The 25,548-nt window shown below is 71.4% G+C and carries 23 protein-coding genes; 14 read left to right on the forward strand and 9 right to left on the reverse strand.

All coding sequences use genetic code 11. The annotated features are described in order from the left end of the window. Window positions 1-54: 54 nt before the first annotated feature. The 4 genes from AACH10_RS03250 (at window position 55) to AACH10_RS03265 (ending at window position 2,566) form a co-directional block, all read left to right on the forward strand. On the forward strand, window positions 55-969 hold the full coding sequence (locus AACH10_RS03250; protein ID WP_341408918.1) for an NAD-dependent epimerase/dehydratase family protein: 915 nt from the start codon (window positions 55-57) through the stop codon (window positions 967-969). Beyond that, window positions 966-1,961 carry an SMP-30/gluconolactonase/LRE family protein gene (locus AACH10_RS03255; protein ID WP_341408919.1) on the forward strand — a complete coding sequence of 332 codons (996 nt, stop codon included), beginning with the start codon at window positions 966-968 and terminating at the stop codon, window positions 1,959-1,961. Before AACH10_RS03250 ends, AACH10_RS03255 begins: the two co-directional genes overlap by 4 nt. Before the next feature lie 90 nt (window positions 1,962-2,051). After that, entirely contained in the window at window positions 2,052-2,276 is a 225-nt protein-coding gene (locus AACH10_RS03260; protein WP_341408920.1) for an addiction module protein, read from the forward strand. After that, window positions 2,273-2,566: a type II toxin-antitoxin system RelE/ParE family toxin gene (locus AACH10_RS03265; protein ID WP_341408921.1), complete on the forward strand. Its 294-nt coding sequence runs from the start codon at window positions 2,273-2,275 to the stop codon at window positions 2,564-2,566. The genes AACH10_RS03260 and AACH10_RS03265 overlap by 4 nt, the downstream gene beginning before the upstream one ends. A 22-nt stretch (window positions 2,567-2,588) precedes the next feature. Here the strand turns inward: AACH10_RS03265 and AACH10_RS03270 are convergent, their stop codons facing one another. Next, window positions 2,589-3,908, reverse strand: a complete 1,320-nt coding sequence (locus AACH10_RS03270) for a glycerate kinase type-2 family protein (RefSeq protein ID WP_341408922.1) — start codon at window positions 3,906-3,908, stop codon at window positions 2,589-2,591. Between the two features lie 122 nt (window positions 3,909-4,030). On the opposite strand from AACH10_RS03270, the gene AACH10_RS03275 reads away from it, so the two are divergent. Continuing rightward, the gene (locus AACH10_RS03275) at window positions 4,031-4,693 is read left to right on the forward strand and encodes a DsbA family oxidoreductase (RefSeq protein ID WP_341408923.1); all 663 of its coding nucleotides are present in this window, start codon (window positions 4,031-4,033) and stop codon (window positions 4,691-4,693) included. 12 nt (window positions 4,694-4,705) lie between these two features. Here AACH10_RS03275 and AACH10_RS03280 read toward each other — a convergent pair whose 3' ends face one another. From AACH10_RS03280 to AACH10_RS03310, 7 genes are all read right to left on the reverse strand, one after another. Further along, window positions 4,706-5,449 carry a Crp/Fnr family transcriptional regulator gene (locus AACH10_RS03280; RefSeq protein WP_341408924.1) on the reverse strand — a complete coding sequence of 248 codons (744 nt, stop codon included), beginning with the start codon at window positions 5,447-5,449 and terminating at the stop codon, window positions 4,706-4,708. A 67-nt stretch (window positions 5,450-5,516) separates the two neighbouring features. Further along, entirely contained in the window at window positions 5,517-9,395 is a 3,879-nt protein-coding gene (locus AACH10_RS03285) for a response regulator (protein WP_341408925.1), read from the reverse strand. Window positions 9,396-9,518: 123 nt separating this feature from the next. Next, window positions 9,519-11,348, reverse strand: a complete 1,830-nt coding sequence (locus AACH10_RS03290; protein ID WP_341408926.1) for a nitric oxide reductase activation protein NorD — start codon at window positions 11,346-11,348, stop codon at window positions 9,519-9,521. A 1-nt stretch (window position 11,349) separates the two neighbouring features. Next, entirely contained in the window at window positions 11,350-12,345 is a 996-nt protein-coding gene (locus tag AACH10_RS03295; RefSeq protein WP_341408927.1) for a 4Fe-4S binding protein, read from the reverse strand. A gap of 50 nt (window positions 12,346-12,395) precedes the next feature. Then, window positions 12,396-13,202, reverse strand: a complete 807-nt coding sequence (locus AACH10_RS03300) for a CbbQ/NirQ/NorQ/GpvN family protein (RefSeq protein ID WP_341408928.1) — start codon at window positions 13,200-13,202, stop codon at window positions 12,396-12,398. A 25-nt stretch (window positions 13,203-13,227) separates the two neighbouring features. Continuing rightward, the gene (locus AACH10_RS03305; protein WP_341408929.1) at window positions 13,228-14,679 is read right to left on the reverse strand and encodes a cbb3-type cytochrome c oxidase subunit I; all 1,452 of its coding nucleotides are present in this window, start codon (window positions 14,677-14,679) and stop codon (window positions 13,228-13,230) included. Between the two features lie 13 nt (window positions 14,680-14,692). Continuing rightward, window positions 14,693-15,094: a c-type cytochrome gene (locus AACH10_RS03310; RefSeq protein ID WP_341408930.1), complete on the reverse strand. Its 402-nt coding sequence runs from the start codon at window positions 15,092-15,094 to the stop codon at window positions 14,693-14,695. Between the two features lie 401 nt (window positions 15,095-15,495). Between AACH10_RS03310 and AACH10_RS03315 the strand changes: the two genes are divergently transcribed. The 6 genes from AACH10_RS03315 (at window position 15,496) to AACH10_RS03340 (ending at window position 21,395) form a co-directional block, all read left to right on the forward strand. Continuing rightward, on the forward strand, window positions 15,496-15,822 hold the full coding sequence (locus AACH10_RS03315; RefSeq protein WP_341408931.1) for a chaperone NapD: 327 nt from the start codon (window positions 15,496-15,498) through the stop codon (window positions 15,820-15,822). A gap of 95 nt (window positions 15,823-15,917) precedes the next feature. After that, window positions 15,918-18,479: a nitrate reductase catalytic subunit NapA gene (napA, locus tag AACH10_RS03320; RefSeq protein ID WP_341408932.1), complete on the forward strand. Its 2,562-nt coding sequence runs from the start codon at window positions 15,918-15,920 to the stop codon at window positions 18,477-18,479. Between the two features lie 11 nt (window positions 18,480-18,490). Further along, window positions 18,491-19,324 (forward strand): ferredoxin-type protein NapG, encoded by an 834-nt coding sequence (gene napG / locus AACH10_RS03325; RefSeq protein ID WP_341408933.1) that lies wholly within the window; start codon window positions 18,491-18,493, stop codon window positions 19,322-19,324. Beyond that, window positions 19,321-20,238, forward strand: a complete 918-nt coding sequence (gene napH, locus AACH10_RS03330; protein ID WP_341408934.1) for a quinol dehydrogenase ferredoxin subunit NapH — start codon at window positions 19,321-19,323, stop codon at window positions 20,236-20,238. Before napG ends, napH begins: the two co-directional genes overlap by 4 nt. A gap of 2 nt (window positions 20,239-20,240) precedes the next feature. Further along, window positions 20,241-20,714: a nitrate reductase cytochrome c-type subunit gene (locus tag AACH10_RS03335; protein ID WP_341408935.1), complete on the forward strand. Its 474-nt coding sequence runs from the start codon at window positions 20,241-20,243 to the stop codon at window positions 20,712-20,714. A 24-nt stretch (window positions 20,715-20,738) separates the two neighbouring features. Next, window positions 20,739-21,395 (forward strand): NapC/NirT family cytochrome c, encoded by a 657-nt coding sequence (locus tag AACH10_RS03340; protein WP_423228549.1) that lies wholly within the window; start codon window positions 20,739-20,741, stop codon window positions 21,393-21,395. A 53-nt stretch (window positions 21,396-21,448) separates the two neighbouring features. Here the strand turns inward: AACH10_RS03340 and AACH10_RS03345 are convergent, their stop codons facing one another. After that, on the reverse strand, window positions 21,449-21,817 hold the full coding sequence (locus AACH10_RS03345; RefSeq protein ID WP_341408936.1) for a ComEA family DNA-binding protein: 369 nt from the start codon (window positions 21,815-21,817) through the stop codon (window positions 21,449-21,451). Window positions 21,818-22,109: 292 nt separating this feature from the next. Here AACH10_RS03345 and AACH10_RS03350 point away from each other — a divergent pair, with 292 nt between their 5' ends. The 3 genes from AACH10_RS03350 (at window position 22,110) to AACH10_RS03360 (ending at window position 25,536) form a co-directional block, all read left to right on the forward strand. Then, window positions 22,110-22,631 (forward strand): MarR family winged helix-turn-helix transcriptional regulator, encoded by a 522-nt coding sequence (locus AACH10_RS03350; RefSeq protein WP_341408937.1) that lies wholly within the window; start codon window positions 22,110-22,112, stop codon window positions 22,629-22,631. Then, window positions 22,628-24,130 carry an efflux transporter outer membrane subunit gene (locus tag AACH10_RS03355; protein WP_341408938.1) on the forward strand — a complete coding sequence of 501 codons (1,503 nt, stop codon included), beginning with the start codon at window positions 22,628-22,630 and terminating at the stop codon, window positions 24,128-24,130. The genes AACH10_RS03350 and AACH10_RS03355 overlap by 4 nt, the downstream gene beginning before the upstream one ends. A gap of 68 nt (window positions 24,131-24,198) precedes the next feature. Next, window positions 24,199-25,536, forward strand: coding sequence for an HlyD family efflux transporter periplasmic adaptor subunit (locus tag AACH10_RS03360; RefSeq protein ID WP_341408939.1), 1,338 nt, complete (start codon window positions 24,199-24,201; stop codon window positions 25,534-25,536). Window positions 25,537-25,548: the final 12 nt, after the last annotated feature.

Here is a 25,548-nt window from a genome sequence, read left to right on the forward strand (position 1 = left end):
CGCCACACGATGCGGGCCGGACCCGACGCCCGGCCCGTCCGGAGACACCCGACCATGACCCAGCCCCCGACCGCGACCCCCACCGCATCCGCCACCGTCGGCGCCACGGCGCCCGCCGCCCCACCCTTCGGCCGCCTGCTGCTCACCGGCGCGGCGGGCGGCATCGGCCGCCAGCTGCGCGAGCGCCTGGGCGCGCACTGCCAGACGCTGCGCCTGTCCGATCGGGACCTGGCCGCGCTGGGCCCGGCCCGCGCCGGCGAGGAATTCATGCCCGCCCGGCTGGAAGACGCCGCCGCCATGCACGACCTGCTGGCGGGCGTGGACGCCGTGGTGCACCTGGGCGGCGTGTCGGTGGAGGCGCCGTGGGAGCCCATCCTGCAGGCCAACATCGTGGGCCTGTTCCATCTGTACGAGGCGGCGCGGCGCCAGGGCACGAAGCGCATCGTCTTTGCCAGCAGCAACCATGTCACCGGCTTCTACCGCCAGGACGAGACCATCGACACGCTGGCCCCGCCGCGGCCCGACGGCCTGTACGGCGTCAGCAAGGCCTTTGGCGAGAACCTGTCGCGCATGTACTGGCACCGCCACGGCATCCAGACCGTGTGCCTGCGCATCGGCAGCGTCACACCCGCGCCGGTGGACCGCCGCATGCTGGCCACCTGGCTGAGCATCGACGACATGGAACGCCTGGTGATCGCCAGCCTGCGCACGCCGGTGGCCGGCCACACCATCGTCTTCGGCATGAGCGACAACGGCCAGCGCTGGTGGGACAACCGCCACGCCGCCCACATCGGCTACCAGCCGCAAGACAGCAGCGAGCGCTTCCGCGCCCAGGTGGAGGCGGCGCAGCCGGTGTGGCTGGACGCCAGCGATCCCGCCATCGCCTACCAGGGTGGGCGCTTCGTTGGCCTGGGGCCGTACGACGACCTGCCGGAGCATCTGCCGGCGTATTTGCGGGGCCAGGCATGACCGTCTCGTTGACCGAAGGCCCGGCCGTCCCGTTCTCGCCCAGCACCCGCTATCCCGATCCGACCGTCGAGATCCTGCACCCCAGCTTTGCCGCGCTGCGCGTCTACAGCAGCAGCGTCGAGCAGATCGCCAGCGGCTGCCGCTGGGCCGAGGGGCCGCAGTGGTTTGGCGACCACCGCTGCCTGCTGTGGAGCGACATCCCCAACAACCGCATCCTGCGCTGGGATGCGGCCACCGGCGCGGTCACGCCCTTCCGCATGCCATCGAACCACGCCAACGGCCTGGCGCGCGATGCCCAGGGCCGGCTGCTCGCCTGCGAGCACCTCACGCGCCGCGTCACGCGAACCGAGCACGATGGCCGCATCACGGTGCTGGCCGAGCGCATCGACGGCACGGCCGGAGGCGCGCGCTTGAACTCACCCAACGACATCGTCTGCCAGCGCGACGGCACGGTGTGGTTCACCGATCCCGAGTTCGGCATCCACGGCTGGTGGGAGGGCGAGCCCGGCACGCCCGCGCCGCACCAGGGCGTGTACCGCATCGATGCCGTCACCGGCCGCGTGGACTGCATGCTCACCGACCTGGCCGGCCCCAACGGCCTGGCCTTCAGCCCCGACGAGCGCGTGCTCTACGTGGTGGAAAGCCGGGCCACACCCACGCGCAAGATCTGGGCATGGGACGTTGGCAACGGCGGCGCCCTGACGAACCAGCGCCTGCACATCCAGGCCGATGGCGCCGAAGCCTTTGACGGGATCGCGGTGGACGCCGACGGCCGCATCTGGGCCGGGCTGGGATCGGACGGCCGCGCGGGCGCGCCCAGCGAGGACCTGGACGGCGTGCGCTGCTACGGGCTGGACGGCCGGCCCATCGGCCACATCCATCTGCCGGAGCGCTGCGCCAACCTGTGCTTTGGTGGCGACCGCCGCAACCGGCTGTTCATGGCGGCCAGCCATTCGGTGTACATGCTGGCGGTGAACACGCAGGGCGCGTGACTCGCTGCATGGCCCGCCAATGCCCGTCGACTTGCCGCGCCAGCAAGTCGCAGCCTATGATTTTCAGCAATTCAAGCCCGGAGCCTGAACATGCCACCGAACGTCTCGGAACTCGAAGCGCAGGCCCTTCGCCTGTCACCGGAAGAGCGCGCCCGCTTGGCCGACAAACTGCTGTCCAGCCTCGGCGCTGACGCTGCGGTGGAGGAGGCTTGGGCGGCGGAAGTGGACCGCCGCATCCAGGAATGGGACGCGGGCGCCGTTCAGGCCGTCCCGCTCGCCGACTCCCTCGCCCGGGCTCGCGCGGCCATTCGATGAACGTCTGGCTGCATCCGGCGGCCGACCAAGAGTTGATCGTCGCGGCCACCTACTACGCCCAGAACGCCTCGCGACAGTTGGCGGAAGACTTCATTGCCGAGTTTGACCGCGCAGTTGCGCTCATCGCCGGACACCCGGGCCTCGGCACCCCATGGCGTGGCGAGACCAGGCGATTTCCGTTGCGCAGGTTTCCATACAGTGTGATCTACCACCCGGTAGAAGCGCAGCTTCGAGTGGTGGCTGTGGCCCACCAGCGGCGCAAGCCCGGCTATTGGGCGGAGCGCCTCTGAACCCGCGCGCCCCGCGCCAACATCACACCACCAACATCGCCCTGAAATCGTTGACGTTGGTGAACGTCGGCCCGGTGATCACCAGATCGCCCACCGCGCTGAAGAAGCCGTAGGCATCGTGCCGGTCCAGGAACTCGCCGGGCTTCAAGCCCAGCGCCGCTGCCCGCCCCAGCGTGTCGGGCGTGATCAGCGCGCCGGCGTTGTCTTCCACCCCGTCGATGCCGTCGGTGTCGGCCGCCAGCGCCCACACGCCGGGCTGGCCCTGCAGCGCGATGGCCGCGCCCAGCATGAATTCGCCGGCCCGGCCGCCGCGGCCCGGTGAGGCATGCCGCACCGTCACGGTGGTCTCGCCGCCCGACAGGATCACGCAGGGCCGCGTGAAGGGCTCGCCGTGGCGCGCCACGCTGCGCGCCAGCGCCGCGTGCACCTGGCCCACGGTGCGACTCTCGCCTTCCAGGTCGTCGCCCAGCACATGGGCCGCCAGGCCGGCCGCGCGCGCGGCCTCGGCCGCCGCCTGCAGGCTCTGGCGCGGTGTGGCGATCATGTGCACCTCGTTGCCGGCAAAGCAGGCGTCACCCGGCTTGGGCGACTCGAACGCGCCGCTCTCCAGCCCCGCGCGTGCAGCCGGCGGCACCGCGATGCCGTAGCGGTCGAGGATGGCCAGCGCGTCGGCGCAGGTGCTGGCATCGGGCACCGTGGGGCCGCTGGCAATGACCTGCGGATCGTCGCCCGGCACATCGCTGATCAGCAGCGTGACCACGCGCGCCGGCGCGCACAGCGCCGCCAGGCGGCCACCCTTCACGGCGCTGAGGTGCTTGCGCACGGTGTTCATCTCGTCGATGGCCGCGCCGCTCTTCAGCAGCGCCTTGTTCAGCGCCTGCTTGTCGGCCAGCGTGACGCCCGGCGCCGGCTGGGTCAGCAGCGCCGAGCCGCCGCCGGAGATCAGGCACAGCACCAGGTCGTGCTCGGTGAGGCCCTGGGTCAGCGCCATCAGGCGCGCGGTGGCGGCCAGGCCGGCGGCATCGGGCACCGGGTGCGAGGCTTCCACCACCTCGATGCGACCGGGCTGCGCGGCATACGCCGGCGGCGTGTGCCCGTAACGCGTGATCACCAGGCCCGACAGCGGCGCATCGGCCGGCCACAGCGCATCCACCGCGGCGGCCATCGCGCCACCGGCCTTGCCGGCGCCGATGACCAGCGTGCGGCCGCACGCCGCGTCGGGCGGGGGCGGCAGGCATTGGCCGATCACCTGCGCCGGCTGGGCGCGGGCCACGGCGGCATCGAACAGGCTGCGCAGCAGCGCGCGGGCGCGCGCGTCGTCGAACGGTGCGGGTGCATTCATCACACCATTGTCGCCTGTCGTCCGGCGCGCGCGGATGTGGGTGGTACGGATGCCCCCGCGCTGGCAGCCGGCCCGGCCGGCTTCTACACTGGGCCCACATTCCAGATCACGGAGCGCATGCCTTGACCACCCTGCAGATCGATTTCGTCTCCGACGTGGTGTGCCCGTGGTGCGCGGTGGGCCTGGCCTCGCTGCAGCAGGCGCTGGCGAGGCTGGCACCCGAAGTGCACGCCAACATCACGTTCCAGCCCTTCGAGCTGAACCCGCAGATGCCGGCCGAGGGCGAGGAGATCGTGGCCCACCTGTCGCGCAAGTACGGCATCGGCGCCGAGCAGATCGCGGCCAACAGCGAGGCCATCCGACAGCGCGGCGCGGCGGTGGGCTTCAGCTTCGGCCAGGGCAAGCGCACGCACATCTACAACACCTTCGACGCCCACCGCCTGCTGCACTGGGCCGGCCTGCAGGGCGAGCGCGAGCAGACCGCGCTGAAGATGGCGCTGCTGAGGGCTTACCACGGCGAGGGCCGCAACCCGTCCGACACGGCCACGCTGGTGGCGCTGGCGGGCGAGGCCGGCCTGGACACCGCCGAAGCCGCCCGCGTGCTGGCCTCGGGCGAGCACGCCGAGGCCGTGCGCCAGGCCGAGCGGCGCTGGCAGGAGTCGGGCATCAGCTCGGTGCCGGCAGTGGTGATCGAGGGCCAGTACCTGGTGTCGGGCGGTCAGCCGCCCGAGGTGTTCGAGCAGGCGCTGCGGCAGATCGCCGCGTCCAACAGCACCATGTGCTGACCGGGCACGGGTTCAGGCGGGCTGGAAGCGCGCCAGGGCCGTCGGGTCGGGGATGCGGATGTCGCGCTTGTCGATCTCGATCAGGCCCTCGGCCTCCAGTTCGTGCAGCACGCGCGAGAAGTACTCGGGCGTGAGCGACAGGCGCGAGGCGATGGTGGCCTTGCTGGCCGGCAGCGACACGGTGACCGACCCACAGGGCAAGGGCGGCGGCTCGGCCGCCAGCTCGCCCGCCTCGTCGTCGTCGACCACGCCGTCGGCGATGTGGTCGCGCAGCAGGTAGCCGATGACGCGCTGCATGCCGTTGTGCAGCGCATAGGCCTGCACATCGTTGACCAGGCCGTGCAGCCGGCGTGACAGGCCGGCCAGCATGCGCAACGCGAAGCGCGGGTCGCGGTCGATCTCGCCCAGCACGGCCTGCTTGGCCACGGTGAGCAGCAGCGTGTCGGTCAGCGCCTGGGCATTCACGATGCAGGGCCGGTCGGTGAACATCAGCGCCTCGGCGAAGCTGTGGCCGGGGCCGATCAGCTCGATGACCTTTTCCTGCCCCGCCGGCGAGATGGCGAACAGCTTGACCTGGCCCACCACCGTGACGTGGAAGGCCTCGCAGGGGTCGCCCACGCGGAACACCATGTCGCCGCGCACCAGGCGGCGCAGCGTGCAGCCCTGGGCCAGGCGCTCCAGCTCGGGCCGGTTCATGTCGTTGAACAGGGGCAGCACCGACAGGTAGCGCGGCACGTCGAACGGGCGCGTTTCCACAACAATCCTTCCACAGTGGGCAGCCGCGGATTCTGGGCACCCACCGCAGGCCGCGGCTTGACGCCGATCAAGCGTCGAGGCCGATGTTCAGTTCGATGGCCAGGCGCTGCACCAGCGCACGCAGGTCCAGGTCCACCTGCTGCCCGCCCGACTGCAGTTCGGCCAGCGTGTCAGGCCCCGGCGTCGCCGGCCCCGCTTCGGCCAGCGCCTGCAGCGCCATCAGCTGCTCGGCCAGCACCCGTGCGCCCACGGCACCGCAGGCGCCGCACACCGAGTGGCAGGCCGCGCGCCAGGTGTTCAGGTTGGCGGCACCCAGTTCGCCCCGCAGGGCCGGGGTGCCATCGCGGTAGCTGTCGACGAAGCGCCGCAGCACGCGGCCCAGCACCGCCATCGAGCCGCCCACATGGTGCAGCGCCAGCGCCAGGTCGAAACCCTCGACGACCAGCAGCCGCTCGGCCAGCGAAGCGCTGGCCGGGGCCGGCCGGGCCGGGCGCTCGTCTGGACGCCCGCCCTGACGCTCGACCGGCGCGGCGGCGGCGGGCGTGTCGGCCGTGCGCAGCGGCAGCCAGCGCAGCAGCGTGGCGTACAGGCGCTGCGGGTCCACCGGCTTGGCCACATGGTCGTTCATACCGGCCTCCAGGCACAGGCGCCGGTCCTCGCCGAAGGCATTGGCGGTCATGGCCACGATGGGCAGCGCGCTGCCCACCTGCTCGCGGATCGCGCGGGTGGCGGCCAGGCCGTCCATGCCGGGCATCTGCACGTCCATCAGCACCAGGTCATAGGACCGGCTGCGCGCCATGGCCACCGCCACGCTGCCGTCGTCGGCCGTTTCCACCACCAGGCCGGTGCCGTGCAGCAGTTCCTCGGCCACCTCCTGGTTGATCGGGTTGTCCTCGACCAGCAGCACGCGCTGGCCGGCATGGCGTTCGCGCAGCAGGGCCTCGCCCTCGTCGCCCGCCGCGTCCACCGGCAGCGGCCAGGCAGCGCCGCTGCGCCGCAGCACGCGCGCCAGCGCATCGTTCAGCGTCGACGGCGTGATCGGCTTGACCAGGATGGCATCGAACGAGGCGGCCCGCGCCTGCGCCCACATGTCGGCATCGTCGAAGGCGGTCACCAGGATGGCCGGCGGCAGGCCGTCGCCCAGCATCGCGCGGGCCTGCTGCAGCGTGGCAATGCCGTCCAGCGGCGCCATGCGCCAGTCCAGCAGCAGCACGTCGAACGGGCGAGCCGCGGTCATCTCGGCTTCCAGGCGCCGCAGCGCCGGCTCGCCGCCGGTCTCGGTGTGCACCACCAGGCCCAGCATCTGCAGTTGGTCGGCGATGGCCTGCCGGGCCTCGGGCAGGTCGTCGACCAGCAGCGCGCGCAGGCCCTGCAGCGACAGCGGCCCGGCCCGGTCGCCGGCCTCGGCCGCGCGGCCCAGCGTGGCGGTGAACCAGAAGCGGCTGCCCTCGCCCGGCACGCTGTGCAGCCCCACCTCGCCGCCCATCATGCCGGCCAGGTGGCGGGTGAGCGCCAGGCCCAGGCCCGAGCCGCCGTGGCGGCGCGTGATCGAGTTGTCGGCCTGCTCGAAGGCGCTGAACAGCGCCGCCTGGCGCTCGGGCGCGATGCCTTCGCCGGTGTCCTGCACCTCGAAGCGCACCTGCAGGCGATCCCCGCGCTGGGACAGCAGCTCGCCGCGCAGGCGCACCCAGCCCTGGGCGGTGAACTTCACCGCATTGCTCAGCAGGTTGATCAGCGCCTGCGACAGGCGCACCGGGTCGCCGCGCATGCGCGACGGCAGGTGGTCGGTGTCGAGCACCAGCTCCAGCCCCTTACCGCGCGCTGTTTCGCCCACCATCTCGAACACGCCGGCCAGCAGTTCGTCGAGCGTGAACTCGGTGTCCTCCAGCGTCATCTTGCCGGCCTCGATCTTGGATAGGTCGAGCACGTCGTTGATCAGCTGCAGCAGGTGGCGCGCCGCCACACCGACCTTGGCCAGGCGCTCGCGCTGCAGGGTGTCGCGGGCGTCGCGGCGCATCAGGTGCGTGAGGCCGATGATGGCGTTCATCGGCGTGCGGATCTCGTGACTCATGTTGGCCAGGAAGGCGCTCTTGGCACGGCTGGCCGACACCGCGGCCTCGCGCGCGGCTTCCAGCTCGTGCGTGCGGCGGGCCACCAGGGCCTCGAGGTGGTGGCGATGCTGGTCGAGCTCGTGCGCGATGCGCTTCTTCTCGGTGATGTCCTCCTGCACCGCCACGTAGTTGACCGTCACGCCGTCCTGGTCGCGCATCGGCGAGACGATGGCGTATTCCACGTAGCTGCTGCCGTCCTTGCGGCGGTTCACCCATTCACCCTGCCAGGGCCGGCCGGCGGTCAGCGCCTGCCACATGCGGGCATAGGTGTCGGGCGGCGTCTGGCCCGACTGCAGCATGCGCAGGTTGCGGCCCTGCACCTCGTCGCGCCCGTAGCCGGTGGTGCGCACGAAGGCCTCGTTGACATACTCGACCCGCGCCTCCAGGTCGGTGATGACGATGCTCTCCGGGCTCTGCTCCACGGCCAGCGACAGTTTGCGCAGCGCGCGCTCGGCCTGCACGCGCTGGCTCACGTCCCGCAGCGTCAGCAGGCGGTCGTCGCCGACGGCGACGATCTCGCTGACAGCGATGCGCACGCTGCCGTCCTTGCAGCGCACCGGAAACTCCGACACCCCGCCGACGCGACCATGCGTGGCCGCCTCGTCCACCGCGCGGGCCCGGCGGCGGGCCATCGACTGGCGCAGCGCCGGATCGGGGTAGGCCTGGCGCGCCCAGTCGTCGATGGTGGGGCAGTCCTCGCGGGTGTAGCCGAAGATCTCGGTGAAGCGGCCGTTGACCGCCAGCACGCGGCCCTGGCTGGAGACCAGGGCCTGCGGCATCGGCGAGTTGTCGAACAGCCGCCGAAAGCGCTGCTCGCTGTCACGCAGCGTGGCGGCATCGCGCTCGCGTGCCTGCGTGGCCTCGTCCAGGCGCTGCTGCACCTGGGCCACCTCACGGATTGGGCTGCGCGCGCCGTCCGGTGGGGGGGCGTGCGATTCGGCGCTCAATGCGGCCAGGTCCTGGGTCAGCCGGCGACTGGCCAGGCGCCCGCCCAGCAGGCCGGCCGCGGTGGCCACGCCCAGCAGCCCGCCCAGCGTCAGGCTGGCCGCGAGGAGCGGCAAGCGCGACACCTCGGGCGGGATGGTGACCGACACGCGCCACGGCACGCGCTGCAGCGTGGCGGTGTACAGGTCGGCCTCGCGCATGGCCTCGGCCGGCGCCGAAGCCGGCGCGCGCTGCGCGACCACCGTGCCCACGCTGTCCACCACGGTGACGCCCCAGCCCGCCGGCAGGCTGCGCAGGTCCAGCCGGCGCTGGATCTGGGCCACGTCCACCGTGGTGATGAGGACCCGCACGGCCTGGCCGTCGCGCAGCACCGGCACGGCGATGGCGAACAGGCGCACGCCGGCAGCCGGCGCCGCCACCACGTCGCCCACGGCCGGCTCACCGGTGCGCAGCGCCTCGGGCAGGGCCGCGCGGCCCTGGGGGCGCAGCAGCGGCGGCAGCGGCGCGCCATAGGGCAGCCGGGTGTTGAGCTGCATCGCGCCATCGGGCGCCACCAGCAGCAGCTGGCTGCCATGCGCCTGCACGAAGCCCTGGGCATTGCGGTGGAAGGCGCGCAGATCGCCCGGCTCGTCCAGCAGCGGCGAGGCGGCCAGGGCCTTCAGCGTGTCCATGCGGGCCGTCATGGCCGTGTCCATGCCGGCGGCGATGGCCTGGGCCAGGCCCTGGGCGTCCTGGGCCTGACGGCGCCACACCTCGCGCACACGGTCGGCGGCCAGCCAACCGGCCAGCAGGACCAGGGGCAGCAACACCAGCCAGATGGTGCGCGTGATCAGCGTGCGCAAGGCCAGGCTGTCGGCCGGCGCCGCCACGGAGGCGGGGGCAGGCGGCAAGGACGGGTCCGCAGGCATCGTCGCGCAGTCTTCCCCTGGAGATGGATGCGCCGATTGTGGGGGACAAGCCGTGCCCCGGCGGGCCAACGGCCTCAGGGACTGCCCGGATGCGCGAGAAGAGTCTCAGCGCACCAGCTGCGCATGCAACTGCGCCAACCGCCCCACCAGATCGGCCGGCCGCCGCACCAGGGCCCAGCCGCGCTGGCCGAACAGGCGCGGCAGGTAGTCGTGCGCCTCGGCGTCGATGGTCACGGCAAAGGGCGTGAGCCCGGCGGCCTGCGCGGCCTGCACGGCGTGGCGGGTGTCCTCCAGACCGTAGCGGCCTTCGTACACGTCCAGGTCGTTGGGCTTGCCGTCGGTCAGCAGCAGCAGCAGGCGCTGGCGCTCGGGCCGCGCCTGCAGGCGCTGCGTGGCCAGGCGGATGGCCGCGCCCATGCGCGTGTAGTAGCCGGGCTGGATGGCGCCCACGCGGTCGCGCGCCGCCGCCCCCCAGGCCTCGTCGAAGCCCTTGAGGTGCTGGATGCGCACGTGCTGCCGCCGCACCGAGCTGAAGCCCAGCATCTCGAAGGCATCGCCGGTGGCCGACAGCGCCTCGCCGAAGACGTACAGCGCGTCGCGCACCACGTCGACCACGCGCTGCGCGCGGCCCTGGGCATCCACGCCGGGCACATAGGCATCGGTGGACAGGCTCAGGTCGGCCAGCAGCAGCGTGGCCAGGCTGCGCGCATGGCGCTGGCGCTGGGCATACACCGGCGGCGCGGCCTCGCGCTGCGCCGCACTGCCGCTGCCGGCATGGCGCACCCAGGCATCGAGGTCGATGGCCTCGCCCTCGGCCTGGCCGCGCACCCACTGCGGCGCGGCACGCAGGCCCTCGATGCGCCGGCGCACGCGTTGTGCCGTGGCACGCAGGGCCGGCGTGGGCACGAAGGGCTCGCCAGGGCGGGCAATCAGCATCTGGGCGGTGCAATGCGCGGGGCGGAGCACACCGCGCTTGAAATCCCACTCGGGCAGTGGCTGGCCCTCGCCCAGCGGCAGGTCGTCGGCGGCGGCGCTGGGCAGGTCCAGGTCGAACTTGACGCGCGAGGCGCTGGTCTGGCCGTCGCGTGCCAGGCTCAGGTGATCGAGGTCGGCGGCGGCGGTCAGCGCATCGGGGTTCTCGTCGTCGTCGGTGGCGCGGTTGACCTTGACCAGCTCCGACCAGCCGAACAGCGCCTCGGCGCGGAAGGGCAGCATGAAGGGCGCCCGGTCCTGCGCCTGCGGCGCCTGGCGGGCGCGGCGGCGGGTGGCGTCTTGCAGCGTGTCGGCGCGCGGGGCTGCGTCACCGTCGGCAGCGTTGGCCGCGGCCAAGGCTTCGGGTGTGGCCTGGCCATCGAACCACAGCCACACCGGCGCCACGTCGGCGGCATGCACCTCGGGCGCATCCACCGCCTGGCCGCGCAGCGCGGCCTGCACCGCGGCCTCGGCCACCGAGCTGGCGGGTGGCGGACGCTGGGCGAGGTGCGCGGCCAGCAGGCGCTGGTGGCGCTCGGCCAGGCCTGGAAACACCTGCAGCGCCGCCGCGGTGGCGGCGCGGTTGTCGGCGATCCAGTGGCCGCTGGGGGCATAGCACGCCGCCTGCGCGGCCAGCCACACGTACAGGTCGCGGTTCAGGCCGCGGTCACTGAACACCGCCAGTTCGGGCGGCAACGCCAGCACCTCGGGCGCCCACCAGGGCAGCGCAGCGCGCGTGCCGCTGCCGGCGATGCGCTGCAGCCAGCTGCGCGCACCGGCCGCCGCGGCCACGCGCGTCAGGCCGGCCGGCGCCAGGCGCATGGCGGCATCGCCGCCAGCAGCACGGAACAGCACGCCCAGCAGCGGCTGCACCTCGGCCAGCGTGACAGCGGCCTCGGCATGGCCGCGATCGGCCGCGCGGGTGATCGCGCGGTGCCACAGGGCGCCGACCCACTCTTCCATGTCAGTCCTTCCTTGCGCGTTGCGCCAGGGCTTCGCGCTCGGCCTGCTCAGACTTCTTTTGCCGCAGCGTCTCGCGCACGGCATCGACGCCCACCGCCCACTGCAACAGCGGCGCGCGCTGCTGCGCGCCCTGGCTGGTCTCGCAGGCCGACAGGCAGCGGCCGCACTGCACGCACGAGAACATCATGCGCTTGATGTCGCGCGGGTGCAGGCGCATCGGGCAGGCGGTGTCGCAGGCCGATCCGGTGGGCGGCGAGCACGAACGGCAATCGCGTGCCGCCTCGCGCCGGAAGGCCACCACCATGCCCTTGGGGTTGGCCATCCAGGCCAGGCTCTGGAACAGGCCCACGGCGCAGCCGAAGCGGCAGAACAGGTGGCGCGCGAACGCGAATTCCAGCGTGAACACCCCGCTGGCGATGGCCAGGAAGCGTGCCTGGTTGGGCGTCAGCGTGCCGTGCAGCAGGCCGCCCCAGATCTCGGCCGGCGGCAGCAGGTAGGTCAACAGCGTGATGGCCCAGGTGAAGCCCATCAGCGCACAGGCCAGGCCGAACACCGGCCACCAGCGCGGCTGCGGCTGCTGGCCGGGGCGCAGCGTGGGCCGCTTGTCCCACAGGCTGAACTTGGCCGTGGCGCGGTGCAGCAGGCCGTTGAGCGCCTCCACCATCGAGAAGTGCGGGCACAGCCAGCCGCAGTACAGCCGGCCGTAGCGCCAGGCCACGGCCAGGAAGCCGACGACCAGCACGATGGCCGGCACGAAGCCGCGCAGCAGGATGGCCAGCGCGGTCTGGGTGGCGGTGGCCTGGCCCTGCTGGAAGGCGGTGATGCCCAGACTCCAGCGCTGGCCCAGGAACCACAGCTGCGCCTCGTGCAGGTCGAAGCGCAGCAGGTCCAAAGCCGGCGCCACGAGGAACAGCACGAAGAAGCCGAATTGAAAGGCGCGGCGGCGACGCTGAAGACGCGCACGGGGGGAGGAGGAGACCGTGTCAGCCATGTGCATGACCCCAGACGCCGCCGCCGCAAAACCGGTCGATGAACCGGATGAACAAGTCATCCCAACACCGCAAGAACCACTTCTTCCAGCGCTGCCACGGTGTCGGGCTCGTCCGACAGCGCCTGAACGATGGCCGCCCGCACCGCGCTGCGCAGCGGCAGGCCGCTGGCATGCAGGCGCGCGGCCATCACCAGCAAACGCGTGCTGGCGGTTTCCTCCAGATCATGTTCGGTCAGGCGCCGCAGCGCCTGCGCCAGCGCCACCAGGCGCTGTGCGGTGGCCGCATCCACGCCGCCCTCGGTGGCGACGATGGCGCGCTCGACCTCGGGCGCCGGGTAGCCGAAGTCCAGCGCCACGAAGCGCTGGCGCGTGCTGGGCTTCAGGCCCTTGAGCACGTTCTGGTAGCCGGGGTTGTACGAGATCACCAGCATGAAGCCCGGTGCCGCCGGGATCAGCTCGCCGGTGCGCTCGATCGGCAGCACGCGGCGGTCGTCGGCCAGCGGGTGCAGCACCACGGTGGTGTCCTTGCGCGCCTCGACCACCTCGTCGAGGTAGCAGATGGCGCCCTGGCGCACCGCGCGGGTCAGCGGGCCGTCGCTCCACACCGTGTCGCCACCAGCGATCAGGTGGCGGCCCACCAAATCGGCCGCGCTCAGGTCGTCGTGGCAGCTGACGGTGATCAGCGGCCGCTGCAGCACGTGCGCCATGTGCTCGACGAAGCGCGTCTTGCCGCAGCCGGTGGGGCCCTTGATCAGCAGCGGCAGGCCGCAGCCGGCCGCATGCTGGAACAGCGTGCACTCGTCACCCTGGGGGGCGTACCAGGGCGCCTCGGCGGCCACGCTGCGCAGGTCTGACAGGTCCATCATCGGCTCCGGATGCGGCCTGGCCTCAGGCGCCACGCACCGGGCTGGCGGGGCTGGCCAGCGGGCCGGCGCCGGCACCCACGGCGGCGCGCTCAGCGGCGGTCTCGCCGACGAAGAAGCTGGCCAGGTAGGTGATCAGGCCGACCAGGAAGCCCAGGCCGCCGGCGATGCGCAGCCAGTAGAAGAAGGCCAGTTGGTCCTGCGTGGCCATGAAACCCAGCGCGCCGCTGGTGGGCAGGCGCTGCAGCCACACCTGCAGGATGCCGGCGCCGGTGAGGGCCAGCACCATCACGGCCATGCCGAGGGTCATGATCCAGAAGCTCCACATCTCGACCGACTGCGCGCGCTTGGGGTTGGCCTCGCGGCCGCGCATGATGGGCATGGCGTAGCTGATCATCGTGATCACCACCAGCACATAGGCGCCGTAGAAGGCCAGGTGGCCGTGGGCGGCCGTGACCTGGGTGCCGTGGGTGTAGTAGTTGACCGGGCTGAGCGTGTGGATGAAACCCCACAGGCCCGCGCCCAGGAAGCCCAGCACCGAGGTGCCCACGGCCCACAGCACGGCGGCCTGGTTGGGGTGCTCACGGCGGCGGCGCTGCACCATGTTGAAGGCGAACACCGTCATCATGAAGAAGGGGATGGGCTCGAGTGCCGAGAACACGCTGCCGATCCACTGCCAGTAGCCGGGCAGGCCGATGAAGTAGTAGTGGTGGCCGGTGCCCAGGATGCCGGTGATCAGCGCCATGGCGATGATCAGGTACATCCACTTGTCGATCACCTCGCGGTCGACACCGGTGGTCTTGATCAGCACGAAGGCCAGCAGCGAGGCCAGGATCAGCTCCCACACGCCTTCCACCCACAGGTGCACCACCCACCACCAGGCCATCTTGTCCTGCACCAGGTTCTTCGGGTTGTAGAACGAGAACAGGAACAGCAGCGCCAGGCCGGTCAGGCCCATCAGCAGCACCAGCGTGATGCTGGTCTTGCGGCCCTTCAGCACGGTCATCGCAATGTTGAGCAGGAAGCCCAAGGCGACGATGACGATGCCCACCTTGGTGGGCAGCGGCTGCTCCAGGAACTCGCGCCCCATGGTCTGCAGCAGCTCGTTGCCGGTGAGCTCAGCCAGCTTGGCATAGGGCACGGCCAGGTAGCCCACGATGGTCAGCGCGCCGGCCACCAGGAAGATCCAGAACAGCGCCAGTGCCAGCTTGGGGCTCCACAGCTCGGTCTCGGACTCTTCCGGCACCAGGTAGTAGGCGCTGCCCATGAAGCCAAACAGCAGCCACACGATCAGCAGGTTGGTGTGCACCATCCGCGCCTGGTTGAAGGGGATGTACGGGAACAGGAAGTCCCCGATCACGTACTGCAGGCCCAGGCTGATGCCGAACACGATCTGCCCGACGAACAGCGCCAGCGCGGCCACGAAGTAGTACTTCGCGACGCCCTGCGACTTGTATTTCATGGTTGCGGGTTGCATCTCGATACTCCAATCAACCTTCGATGTTCGGAGGCCACTTCTCCGTATTGATCTTGCTGCTCCAGTCCAGGAACTGCACCAGGTCGTCGAGCTGCTGCTCGTTCAGGTGGAACTGCGGCATCTGGCGGCGCCCCGGCACGCCGGTGGGCTGGGCCTTCATCCAGGCCTTGACGAACTCGGCACCGCGGCGCGGCACCACGTTGCCCAGCTCCGGCGCGAAGTACGCCCCCTCGCCCAGCAGCGTGTGGCAGCCAATGCAGTTGCGCGTTTCCCAGATCGTCTTGCCGCGCTCGACGGCCGGCGTCAGCGCGGCCGCGTTCGAACGCTTGGGGATGTGGCCGGCGCTGTCGGTCACCAGCGCGATGAACACCAGCACGAAGAACACCGTGCCGCCATAGAAGATGTTGCGGGCCATCTGTTTGGTGAACCCGCCCGTTCCGCTTCGTGTCGCGCCTGCGCCCATGGCCGGCCTCCTCGTCGTTCGTGAATGAGACGGACGGAAGCCTAGGGATCCACTCGGGTTCTTTCCTTGAACCGGTTCAAGAAAGCGCACGGCCTCCCGCACCTTGAGCCCGGATTGATGCGCATCAAGTTGCGGGCCGGCCGCTGCGGGCACAGTCGCGCCAGCCGTCGACGGGCCCGGTGCCTGTTGCCGGTGACAACCCATGCGCCGTAACGGAGCGGCCATGGCATCACCGCCTGCCCCGGCCGCGCCCAGCGGCTCCGCCACCACGCGCCGCCCCACGCCGCCATGCGACCTCGCATGTCGGCCCGGCCGCAGGCCAGCCCTCCCCCCCCATCCCCACACCCCTCGCCATGAGCATCCTCGGCGTCATCGTGCGCACCCGCCCCGAAGACCTGGCCGCCACCGAGCAGGCGCTGCGCGCGCTGCCGGGCACCGACATCGCCGCCCCGGCCGGCGAGGCCGATGGCCGGCTGGTGGTGGTGATCGAGGACACGCCCGCACGCACGGCCGCGGCGGTGATGGCCGAGATCGCCCTGTGGCCGCGGGTGCTGAACACCTCGCTGGTCTACGAGTACTCCGGGCCCGATGTGCCGCACACCGCGGTGGAACTCACGGGCTACACCGACTGGCGCAACAGCCTGGCCGACGGGCGCGGACCACTGCCCCGACGCGGTTGATCCCGCCTTGAACCAGTTCAAGGACAGCGCCGCTGCTGCGACGCAGCATCCCGAGCAACCCTGACACGAATCGACTCCGCCGAGGAGCCCACACCATGCAAGCCAACCGCCGCGACTTCATCAAGACCCAGGCCCTGGCCGCCACCGCTGCCGCGGCCGGCATTCCCATCGTCGTGGAAGGGGCCACCAAGGCCGCACCGGCTGCTGCGGCCTCCGCCGCCGACGGCGCCGTGCGCTGGGACAAGGCGCCCTGCCGCTTCTGCGGCACCGGCTGTGCGGTGATGGTGGGTGTGCAGGACGGCAAGGTGGTGGCCACGCAAGGCGACCCCGAGGCGCCGGTCAACCGCGGCCTGAACTGCATCAAGGGCTACTTCCTGTCCAAGATCATGTACGGCAAGGACCGGCTGACCACGCCGCTGCTGCGCAAGAAGGACGGCAAGTACGACAAGAACGGCGACTTCGTGCCGGTCAGCTGGGACGAGGCCTTCGACATCATGGCCGCCAAGTGGAAGGAGACCCTGGCCAAGGACGGCCCCACCGGCATCGCGATGTTCGGCTCGGGCCAGTGGACGGTGTGGGAAGGCTATGTGGCCAGCAAGCTGTGGAAGGGGGGCTTCCGCAGCAACAACCTCGACCCCAATGCGCGCCACTGCATGGCCAGCGCCGTGGCCGGCTTCATGCGCACCTTCGGCATCGACGAGCCGATGGGCTGCTACGACGACATCGAGCAGGCCGACGCCTTCGTGCTGTGGGGCAGCAACATGGCCGAGATGCACCCCATCCTGTGGAGCCGCATCACCGACCGCCGGCTGAGCAACCCGCATGTCAAGGTGGCCGTGCTGTCCACCTACGAGCACCGCAGCTTCGACCTGGCCGACGTGCCCATGGTCTTCGCGCCGCAGACCGACCTGGCGATCCTGAACTACATCGCCCACTACATCATCACGAACAAGAAGGTGAACACCGAGTTCGTGAAGAAGAACGTCAACTTCAAGAAGGGCGCCGACGACATCGGCTACGGCCTGCGCCCGGTGCATGCGCTGGAGAAGGACGCCAAGAGCAACGGCTACCCCGGCGCCGACGGCAAGCCCAAGGGCAACCCGAACGACTCGACGCCGATCACGTTCGAGGAGTACGCCAAGTTCGTCAGCGAGTACACCGCCGAGAAGGTGAGCAAGCTCTCGGGCGTGCCGGTCAAGCAGCTGGAAGACCTGGCCAAGCTGTACGCCGACCCGAAGGTGAAGGTGATGAGCCTGTGGACCATGGGCTTCAACCAGCACACGCGTGGCACCTGGGCCAACAACATGGTCTACAACATCCACCTGCTGACCGGCAAGATCAGCCAGCCGGGCAACAGCCCGTTCAGCCTGACCGGCCAGCCGAGCGCCTGCGGCACCGCGCGCGAGGTGGGCACCTTTGCCCACCGCCTGCCGGCCGACATGGTGGTGACCAACCCCGAGCACCGCAAGCACACCGAGGAGATCTGGGGCCTGCCCGAGGGCACCATCCCCGACAAGATCGGCCTGCACGCCGTGGCCCAGAGCCGTGCGCTCAAGGACGGCAAGCTCAAGTGCTACTGGGTCACCACCAACAACAACATGCAGGCCGGGCCCAACATCAACGGCGAGATGTACCCGGGCTGGCGCAACCCCGCGGCCTTCGTCGTGGTGAGCGATCCCTACCCCACCGTCAGCGCGATGGCCGCCGACCTGATCCTGCCCGCCGCCATGTGGGTGGAAAAGGAAGGCGCCTTCGGCAATGCCGAGCGCCGCACCCAGGTGTGGCGCCAGCAGGTCAACGCCCCGGGCCAGGCCCGCAGCGACCTGTGGCAGATGATGGAGTTCAGCAAGCGCTTCAAGATCGAGGAGGTGTGGCCGGCCGAGTTGATCGCCAAGAAGCCCGAGGTCAAGGGCAAGACGCTGTTCGACGTGCTGTTCAAGAACGGCAAGGTCAACAAGTACCCGCTGGCCGACGTGGGCAAGGTCAACGGCAAGTACATCCCCGGCTACAAGAACGCCGAGTCCGAGGCCTACGGCTTCTATGTGCAGAAGGGCCTGTTCGAGGAATACGCCGAGTTCGGCCGCGGCCACGGCCACGACCTGGCGCCGTTCGACACCTACCACGAGGTGCGCGGCCTGCGCTGGCCGGTGGTGGACGGCAAGGAGACGCTGTGGCGCTTCCGCGAAGGCTATGACCCGTACGTGAAGGCCGGCGAGGGCGTGAAGTTCTATGGCCAGAAGGACGGCAAGGCCAACATCTTCGCCCTGCCCTACCAGCCCGCGGCCGAAAGCCCCGACAAGGACTACGACCTGTGGCTGTGCACCGGCCGCGTGCTGGAGCACTGGCACACCGGAACCATGACCCGCCGCGTGGCCGAGCTGCACCGCGCGGTGCCCGAGGCCGTGCTGTTCATGCACCCCGACGACGCCCAGGCCCGCGGCCTGCAGCGCGGCATGAAGGTCAAGGTGGCCTCGCGCCGCGGCGAGATCGAGGTGGCCGTGGAGACCAAGGGCCGCAACAAGGTGCCGCGCGGCCTGGTGTTCGTGCCCTTCTTCGACGAAGGCCGCCTGGTCAACAAGCTGACGCTGGACGCCACCTGCCCGATCAGCAAGGAAACCGACTTCAAGAAGTGCGCCGTGAAGGTGGTCCGGGCCTAAACCTTCTCGCCATGGGCTTGAACAGACGTCAGGTGCTGCAAGGCGCCGCCAGTGCCACCACCGCAGGCTTGATCGCCGGCGGTGCGGCGCTGCTCGGGCGGCCGGCACTGGCCCGGCCGGCGCAGGCCATCCGGCCGCCGGGCGCGCTGGCGGAAGAGGACTTCCTCGGCGCCTGCGTGCGCTGCGGCCTGTGCGTGCGCGACTGCCCGCCGCAGAACCTCAAGCTCAGCACCGGTGGCAGCGGCGTGGCCAGAGACGTCGCGATCGGCACGCCCTACTTCGTGGCGCGCGACATCCCCTGCGAGATGTGCGAGGCCATCCCCTGCGTCAAGGCCTGCCCCACCGGCGCGCTGGACCACCGGCTCACCGACATCGCCCAGGCGAAGATGGGCGTGGCCGTGCTGATCGACCAGGAGAACTGCCTGAACTTCCTGGGCCTGCGCTGCGACGTGTGCTACCGCGTGTGCCCGGTGATCGACCAGGCCATCACGCTGGAAAAGCACAGCAACCCGCGCAGCGACCGCCACGCCATGCTGCTGCCCACCGTGCATGCCGAGGCCTGCACCGGCTGCGGCAAGTGCGAGAAGAGCTGCGTGCTGGAGCAGGCGGCGATCAAGGTGCTGCCGATGGCCATCGCCCGCGGCGAGCTGGGCCATCACTACCGCAAGGGGTGGGAAGCCGGCAACCGCCAAGGCAAGCCGCAGTTCGACCTGCCGGTGCAGAACCTGCCGGCCCAGCCGGTGCCGGGCGACCTGGCACCGCTGCGTGGCGGCGGTGCGGCCTATGACCCGGCGGCCGCGGCGGCGGCCAATGCGGCACATGCGGCCAGCGGAGTGGCGCCATGACCACGGCCGTGAACGACAACACCGTGATCAGCCGCAGCTTCGGCGTCGGCCGCGCAGCCGCCAGCACCCAGCCCGGCCGCGAGGCCGTGCAGGCCAAGGGCTGGTGGCGGGCCCACCGCTTCCTGCTGCTGCGCCGGCTGTCGCAGCTGGGCATCGTCACGTTGTTCCTGCTCGGCCCCTGGGCCGGCATCTGGATCGTCAAGGGCAACCTCAGCAGCAGCCTGACGCTGGGTGTGCTGCCGCTGACCGATCCGTTCACCCTGGCCCAGGTGCTGGCCGCGCGCCATGCGCCCGAGGTGAGCGCACTCATCGGGGCTGCCATCGTCATCGCCTTCTATGCGCTGGTGGGCGGCCGCGTGTTCTGCAGCTGGGTGTGCCCGGTCAACGTGGTCACCGACACCGCCGCCTGGCTGCGCCGGCGGCTCAAGATCACCAGTGGCCGCGCCCCGCGCGGCGGCCTGCGCTACTGGCTGGCCGGCGCCGTGCTGCTGGCCAGCGCCGCCAGCGGCCTGACCGTGTGGGAGAGCGTCAACCCGGTCAGCATGACCCAGCGCGCGCTGATCTTCGGCGGCAGCCTGGCCTGGGGTGCCACGGCCGCCGTGTTCCTGTTCGATCTGCTCGTCGCGCCGCGCGGCTGGTGCGGCCATGTCTGCCCGGTGGGCGCCGCGTATGCGCTGATCGGCAGCAAGCCGCTGCTGCGCGTGGCCGCCACGCACAGCAGCCGCTGCAACGACTGCGCCGACTGCTATGCCGTGTGCCCCGAACCCCAGGTGATCGTGTTGCCCCTGAAAGGCAAACAGGGCCACGGCCCCGTGATCACCGACCGCGAATGCACCAACTGCGGCCGCTGCATCGACGTCTGCGGCCCTGATGTTTTCCGATTCACCCACCGATTCGACACGAAGAGGGACTGACCATGCGACTCCCCCATTTCGCTTCTTCCGTTGCCAAGCTGCTGCTCGCCACCGCGCTGCTGGCCATCGGCGCCCAGATGGCCCCGGTGCACGCCGCCGACGCCCCGGTCAAGCTGCAGGGCCTGCGCGGCGGCACGCCGGTGAACCAGGACAACCCGCCGGTGGGTGGCCACCAGGAGCGCGACCGTGCGCCGATGGACCGTGACTTCGTGCAGCAGCCGCCGCTGATCCCACACACCACCCAGGGCTACCAGATCACCAAGAACTTCAACAAGTGCATGGACTGCCATGCCTGGCAGAAGACCAAGAACAGCGGCGCCACCAAGGTCAGCGTCACGCACTTCAAGACGCGTGAAGGCACCGAACTCGACAACATCAGCCCGCGCCGCTACTTCTGCACCCAGTGCCATGTGCCGCAGACCGATGCCAAGCCGCTGGTCGAGAACACCTTCCAGCGCGCCAAGGGATTGCAGTAACCCCGCATCTGACGGAGAGACGCCGTGAGCACCGACAACAACGACAAGACGACGCCCAAGCCCGGCCTGATCCGCCGCTTCTGGCTGCTGGCCACCGGCGGCTTCGGCCTGGCCTTCGTGCTGGGCATCCTGTTCTGGGGCGGCTTCAACACCGCGATGGAATGGACCAACCGCGAAGAGTTCTGCATCTCGTGCCACGAGATGAAGGACAACGTCTACGCCGAGTACCGCAACACCATCCACTACCAGAACCGCACCGGCGTGCGCGCCACCTGCCCGGACTGCCACGTGCCCAAGGAATGGGGCCCGAAGATGATCCGCAAGATCCAGGCGAGCAACGAGGTGCTGCACAAGATCCTGGGCTCGATCGACACGCCGGAGAAGTTCAACGCGAAGCGCGCCGAACTGGCCCAGCACGAGTGGGACCGCATGAAGCGCACCGACAGCCACGAGTGCCGCAACTGCCACAACTTCTCGTACATGGATTACAGCGAGCAGAACCGCCGCGCGGCCACCAAGCACCAGGTGGCGTTCAGCCAGGGCCAGACCTGCATCGACTGCCACAAGGGCATTGCCCACACGCTGCCGTCGATCGAGCAGCACATCGGTGCCGACAAGCCCGACGCCGCGGTGCCGCCGCCGGCCACGCCGGCCTCGGCCGCTGCCGCGGCGTCGAAGTAGGCCCGCACGCGGACCGGCCCGGCGGTGCGCGGCGCAAGCCGCGCACCGCTTCGTCATTCCGGCTGCGCCTTGGCGCTGCGGCTGGCGCGGGCCTTGGGCTCGGCCTTGGACGCCGGCTTGCGCTCGGCCTGGTCGCCGGCCGCCTTCTGGAAGCCCGAGCCGGCCACGGTCAGCCCGGCCTGCGAGAACTTCACCGAGTTGCCGGCGCCGATGCCGGCCACACGCTCCTGCAGGTCGGTCCAGTCCTTGAACGCGCCCTTCTCGCGCGCCGCCAGGATCTTGCCCGACAGGCCCGGGCCGATGCCCTTGACGGTCTCCAGTTCCGCCTGGCTGGCGCGGTTGACGTCGATGGCGGCGAAGGCGGGCACGGCCAGCACGGACAGGGCGGCGAACACAAGGCTCACGAGGTGGCTGCGGATCATGGTGGGCTCCTTCCTGGGGATGGGTTGAGTGAGGGGACCGGCCCGCTGCGCCGTCGGTCACCGGGGGCCGGTGAATCGGGCAGCGGGTTGGAGTGAATTCTGGAAAGCCCGCCCGGCCGGCGCACTCCCCCTGCGGCGGGCCTCGGTGGGGGCCACCGGAAGGGGGCCCTCCGCGCCGCCGCATGCCCCCCACCGACCGCGGTCGGGGCGAGAAACCGTTCACGGCGCCGGGTTTCCATGTCGTGGCAAAATTTGCCCAGTCAAACATTGACCGGCCAACCAATTCACCGCCATGTGCCCATCCCGCACCCGCCCGCTGTACGACGGCCGTTGCTACAACGTCGGCGACAGCATGGGCCACCAGCTCGTGCGCATGGTGGCGCTGCTGCGCCGCGTGGCCGATGCCCGCATGGCCGCCCACGGCCTCACCGACGCCCAGTGGAAGCCGCTGTGGCTGCTGGACAGCGGCCGCTGCGCCACGCCCATCGAGCTGGCCCGCGAGATGGAGATCGACGCCGGCGCCGTGACCCGCATGCTCGACCGGCTGGAGACCAAGGGCCTGCTGGTGCGCACCCGCTCCGACACCGACCGCCGCGTCGTGCAGCTGGCCCTCACCGAGGCCGGCCGCGCCGCCGCCGCCCAGGTGCCCATGGTGCTGGCCGAGGTCAACAACGACATCCTGCGTGGCTTCAGCGCGCAGGAACACCAGCAACTGCGCCACTTCCTCGAACGCCTGCAGGCCAACGGCGAAGCCATGCAATCCGCCACCGCCACCGCCACCACCCCGGCCCCCGGCATCCCCGACACGCCATGAACCCGACCGCCCCCCATCCCGTCACCGGCACCGCCTGCGCCAGGGGCCTGACCCTGGCCACGGTGTCCACCGCCATCGCCGCGGCCGCCCTGCTCACGCTGCTGGGCGGCTGCGCCAGCCCTGGCCCGCAGGCGGGTGCGGCGCTGTCGCAGCCCGCAGCGGCCGAGCGCTTCGGCGCCACCGGCACCGCCACGCCCTGGCCCACCGAGCGCTGGTGGCAGGCCTTCGGCGACGCCCGGCTCGACACCCTAGTGGGCCAGGCCCTGGCCGGCCAGCCCAGCCTGAAGCTGGCCGCCGCGCGGCTGCAGCAGGCCCAGGCCGCCGTGGCTGCCAGTGACGCCGCGCGCAGTCCGCAGGCCAACCTGTCGGTCGACCTGACCGACCAGCGCTTCACCGCCAAGGGCCTGGTGCCGGCGCCGGTGGCCGGCCACATCTACTGGAGCAACAGCGCCACGCTGGGCGCCAGCTGGGACCTGGACCTGTTCGGCCGCCAGCGCGCCACGCTGGATGCCGCCATCGGCCAGGCGCGCAGCGCCGAGGCTGAGGCCCAAGCCGCGCGCGTGCTGCTGGCCGGCAACATCACCGCCGCCTGGGTGCAGCTGGCGCGCCAGGTGCAGGCGCGCGATCTGGCGCAGCAGACCCTGGCCCAGCGCCAGCAGCTGCAGCAGCTGGTGCGCCAACGCCTGGCCGCCGGGCTGGACACCCAGGTGGAACTGCGCCAGGCCGACGGCACCATGGCCCAGGCCCGGCTGGAGGTGGCGCAGGCCGAAGAGGCCATCCAGCGCAGCCGCCACGCCCTGGCCGAGCTGGCCGGCCTGCCGCTGCAGGCCCTGGCCGAGCTGAGCCCCACGCTGGCCGACGCCCCGGCCGCCGCCCTGCCCACCACGCTGCCGGCCGACCTGCTGGGCCGCCGCGCCGACCTGGTGGCCCAGCGCTGGCGTGTGGAAGCCGCGCTGAAGGACGTGGACGTGGCCCGCACCCAGTTCTATCCCAACGTCAGCCTCACCGGCTTCGTGGGCCTGTCCAGCCTGGGGCTGGACAACCTGCTGAAGTCCGGCGCGCAGACATATGGCGTGGGCCCGGCGCTGCGCCTGCCGGTGTTCGACGGCGGCCGGCTGCGCGCCAACCTGGGCGCCAAACGCGCCGAGGTGGAAGCCGCCGTGGCCGGCTACGACGCCGCACTGCAGCGCGCGCTGCGCGAGGTGGCCGACGAACTGGCCAGCCAGCAGGCCCTGGCCACGCAGGCCCAGGCCCAGGCCGAGGCCACCGCCGCCGCCGAGGCGGGCCTGGCCCTGGCGCGCCAGCGCGAGCAGGCCGGCCTGGCCACCCGCCTGTCGGTGGTGAACGCCGAACTGGGCCTGCTGGCCCAACGCCGCGCCAGCCTGGAACTGCAGGCCCGCACCCTGGCCAGCCGCGTGGCCCTGGCCCGCGCGCTTGGCGGCGGCTGGCAGGCCGCCCCGGACGGCCTGCCAGCCCCCCTGACCACCGCGCAGCGCTGAGCCGCCCGCCGCCCGAACCCGCCGCCCGCCGTCCGCCCCCTCCACGGCCCACCGAACACCGCAAGACCATGAGCCAAGACCCGAACGCCCCCGCCGTAACCCCCGTGACCCCCGTGCCCACCAACCCGCGCCGCCCCGCGCTGATCATCCTGTCCAGCCTGGTGCTGCTGGGCGGCCTGGGCTACGGCGCCTGGTGGTACACCACCCAGCGCCACTACGAGGCCACCGACAACGCCTATGTGCAGGCGCCGGTGGTGCAGGTGACGCCGCAGGTGGGCGGCACCGTGCTGGCCGTGCTGGCCGACGACACCGATGTGGTCAAGGCCGGCCAGCCGCTGGTGAAGCTGGACGCCGCCGATGCCAAGGTGGCCCTGGCCCGCGCCGAGGCCCAGCTGGCGCAGACCGTGCGCGAGGTGCGCACGCTGTACGCCAACAACGCCACGCTGGACGCCACCATCCAGGTGCGCGAGGCCGACGTCACGCGCATGAAGGCCGAGGTCACGCGCATCCAGAGCGACCTGGCCCGCGCCCAGGACGACGTGCAGCGCCGCAGGCCGCTGGTGGCCACCGGCGCCGTCAGCGGCGAGGAGCTCAAGCACGCCGAGGCCGCCGCCACCGCGGGCCAGAGCGCGCTGGCCAGCGCCCAGGGCGCCCTGGCCGCCGCGCAAAGCGCACTGGCCGCCGCCCGCGAGCAGGCCGCCGGCAACCGCGTGCTGACCGATGGCACGCAAGTCGCCACGCACCCCAACGTGGAGCGCGCCGCCGCCGCCGTGCGCGAGGCCTGGCTGGCCCAGCAGCGCACCGACCTGCCGGCCCCGGTGAGCGGCCAGGTGGCCAAGCGCACCGTGCAGGTGGGCCAGCGCATCGCCCCGGGCACGCCGCTGATGACGCTGATCCCGCTGGAGCAGGTGTGGGTGGAGGCCAACTTCAAGGAAGTGCAGCTGCGCAACATGCGCATCGGCCAGCCGGTCACGCTGACCGCCGACCTCTACGGCAGCAAGGTGGACTACCACGGCAAGGTGGCCGGCGTGGGCGCCGGCACCGGCGCGGCCTTTGCGCTGCTGCCGGCGCAGAACGCCACCGGCAACTGGATCAAGGTGGTGCAGCGCGTGCCGGTGCGCATCGAGCTCGATGCCAAGGAGCTGGCCGCGCACCCGCTGCGCGTGGGCCTGTCGATGGAGGCCACGGTGGACGTGGCGGGCGGCGACGGCCAGCCGCTGATGGCCGCGGGCACCGCCACGCCGCGCGCCAGCAGCCAGACCCAGGCCTTCGACCTGCCCACCGCAGCCATCGACACGCGCATCCAGAAGATCATCGCCAGCAACGCCGGCGAGGCGGTGAAGACCGCCGCGACCTCGGCGCCCGCCAAGGCCAAGGCCCACGCCGCCCACCCCGCCAAGGGCTGATCGCCACCGCGC

Source organism: Pseudaquabacterium inlustre, from assembly GCF_038066595.1.
In the GTDB taxonomy this organism is placed as follows: domain Bacteria; phylum Pseudomonadota; class Gammaproteobacteria; order Burkholderiales; family Burkholderiaceae_C; genus Pseudaquabacterium; species Pseudaquabacterium inlustre.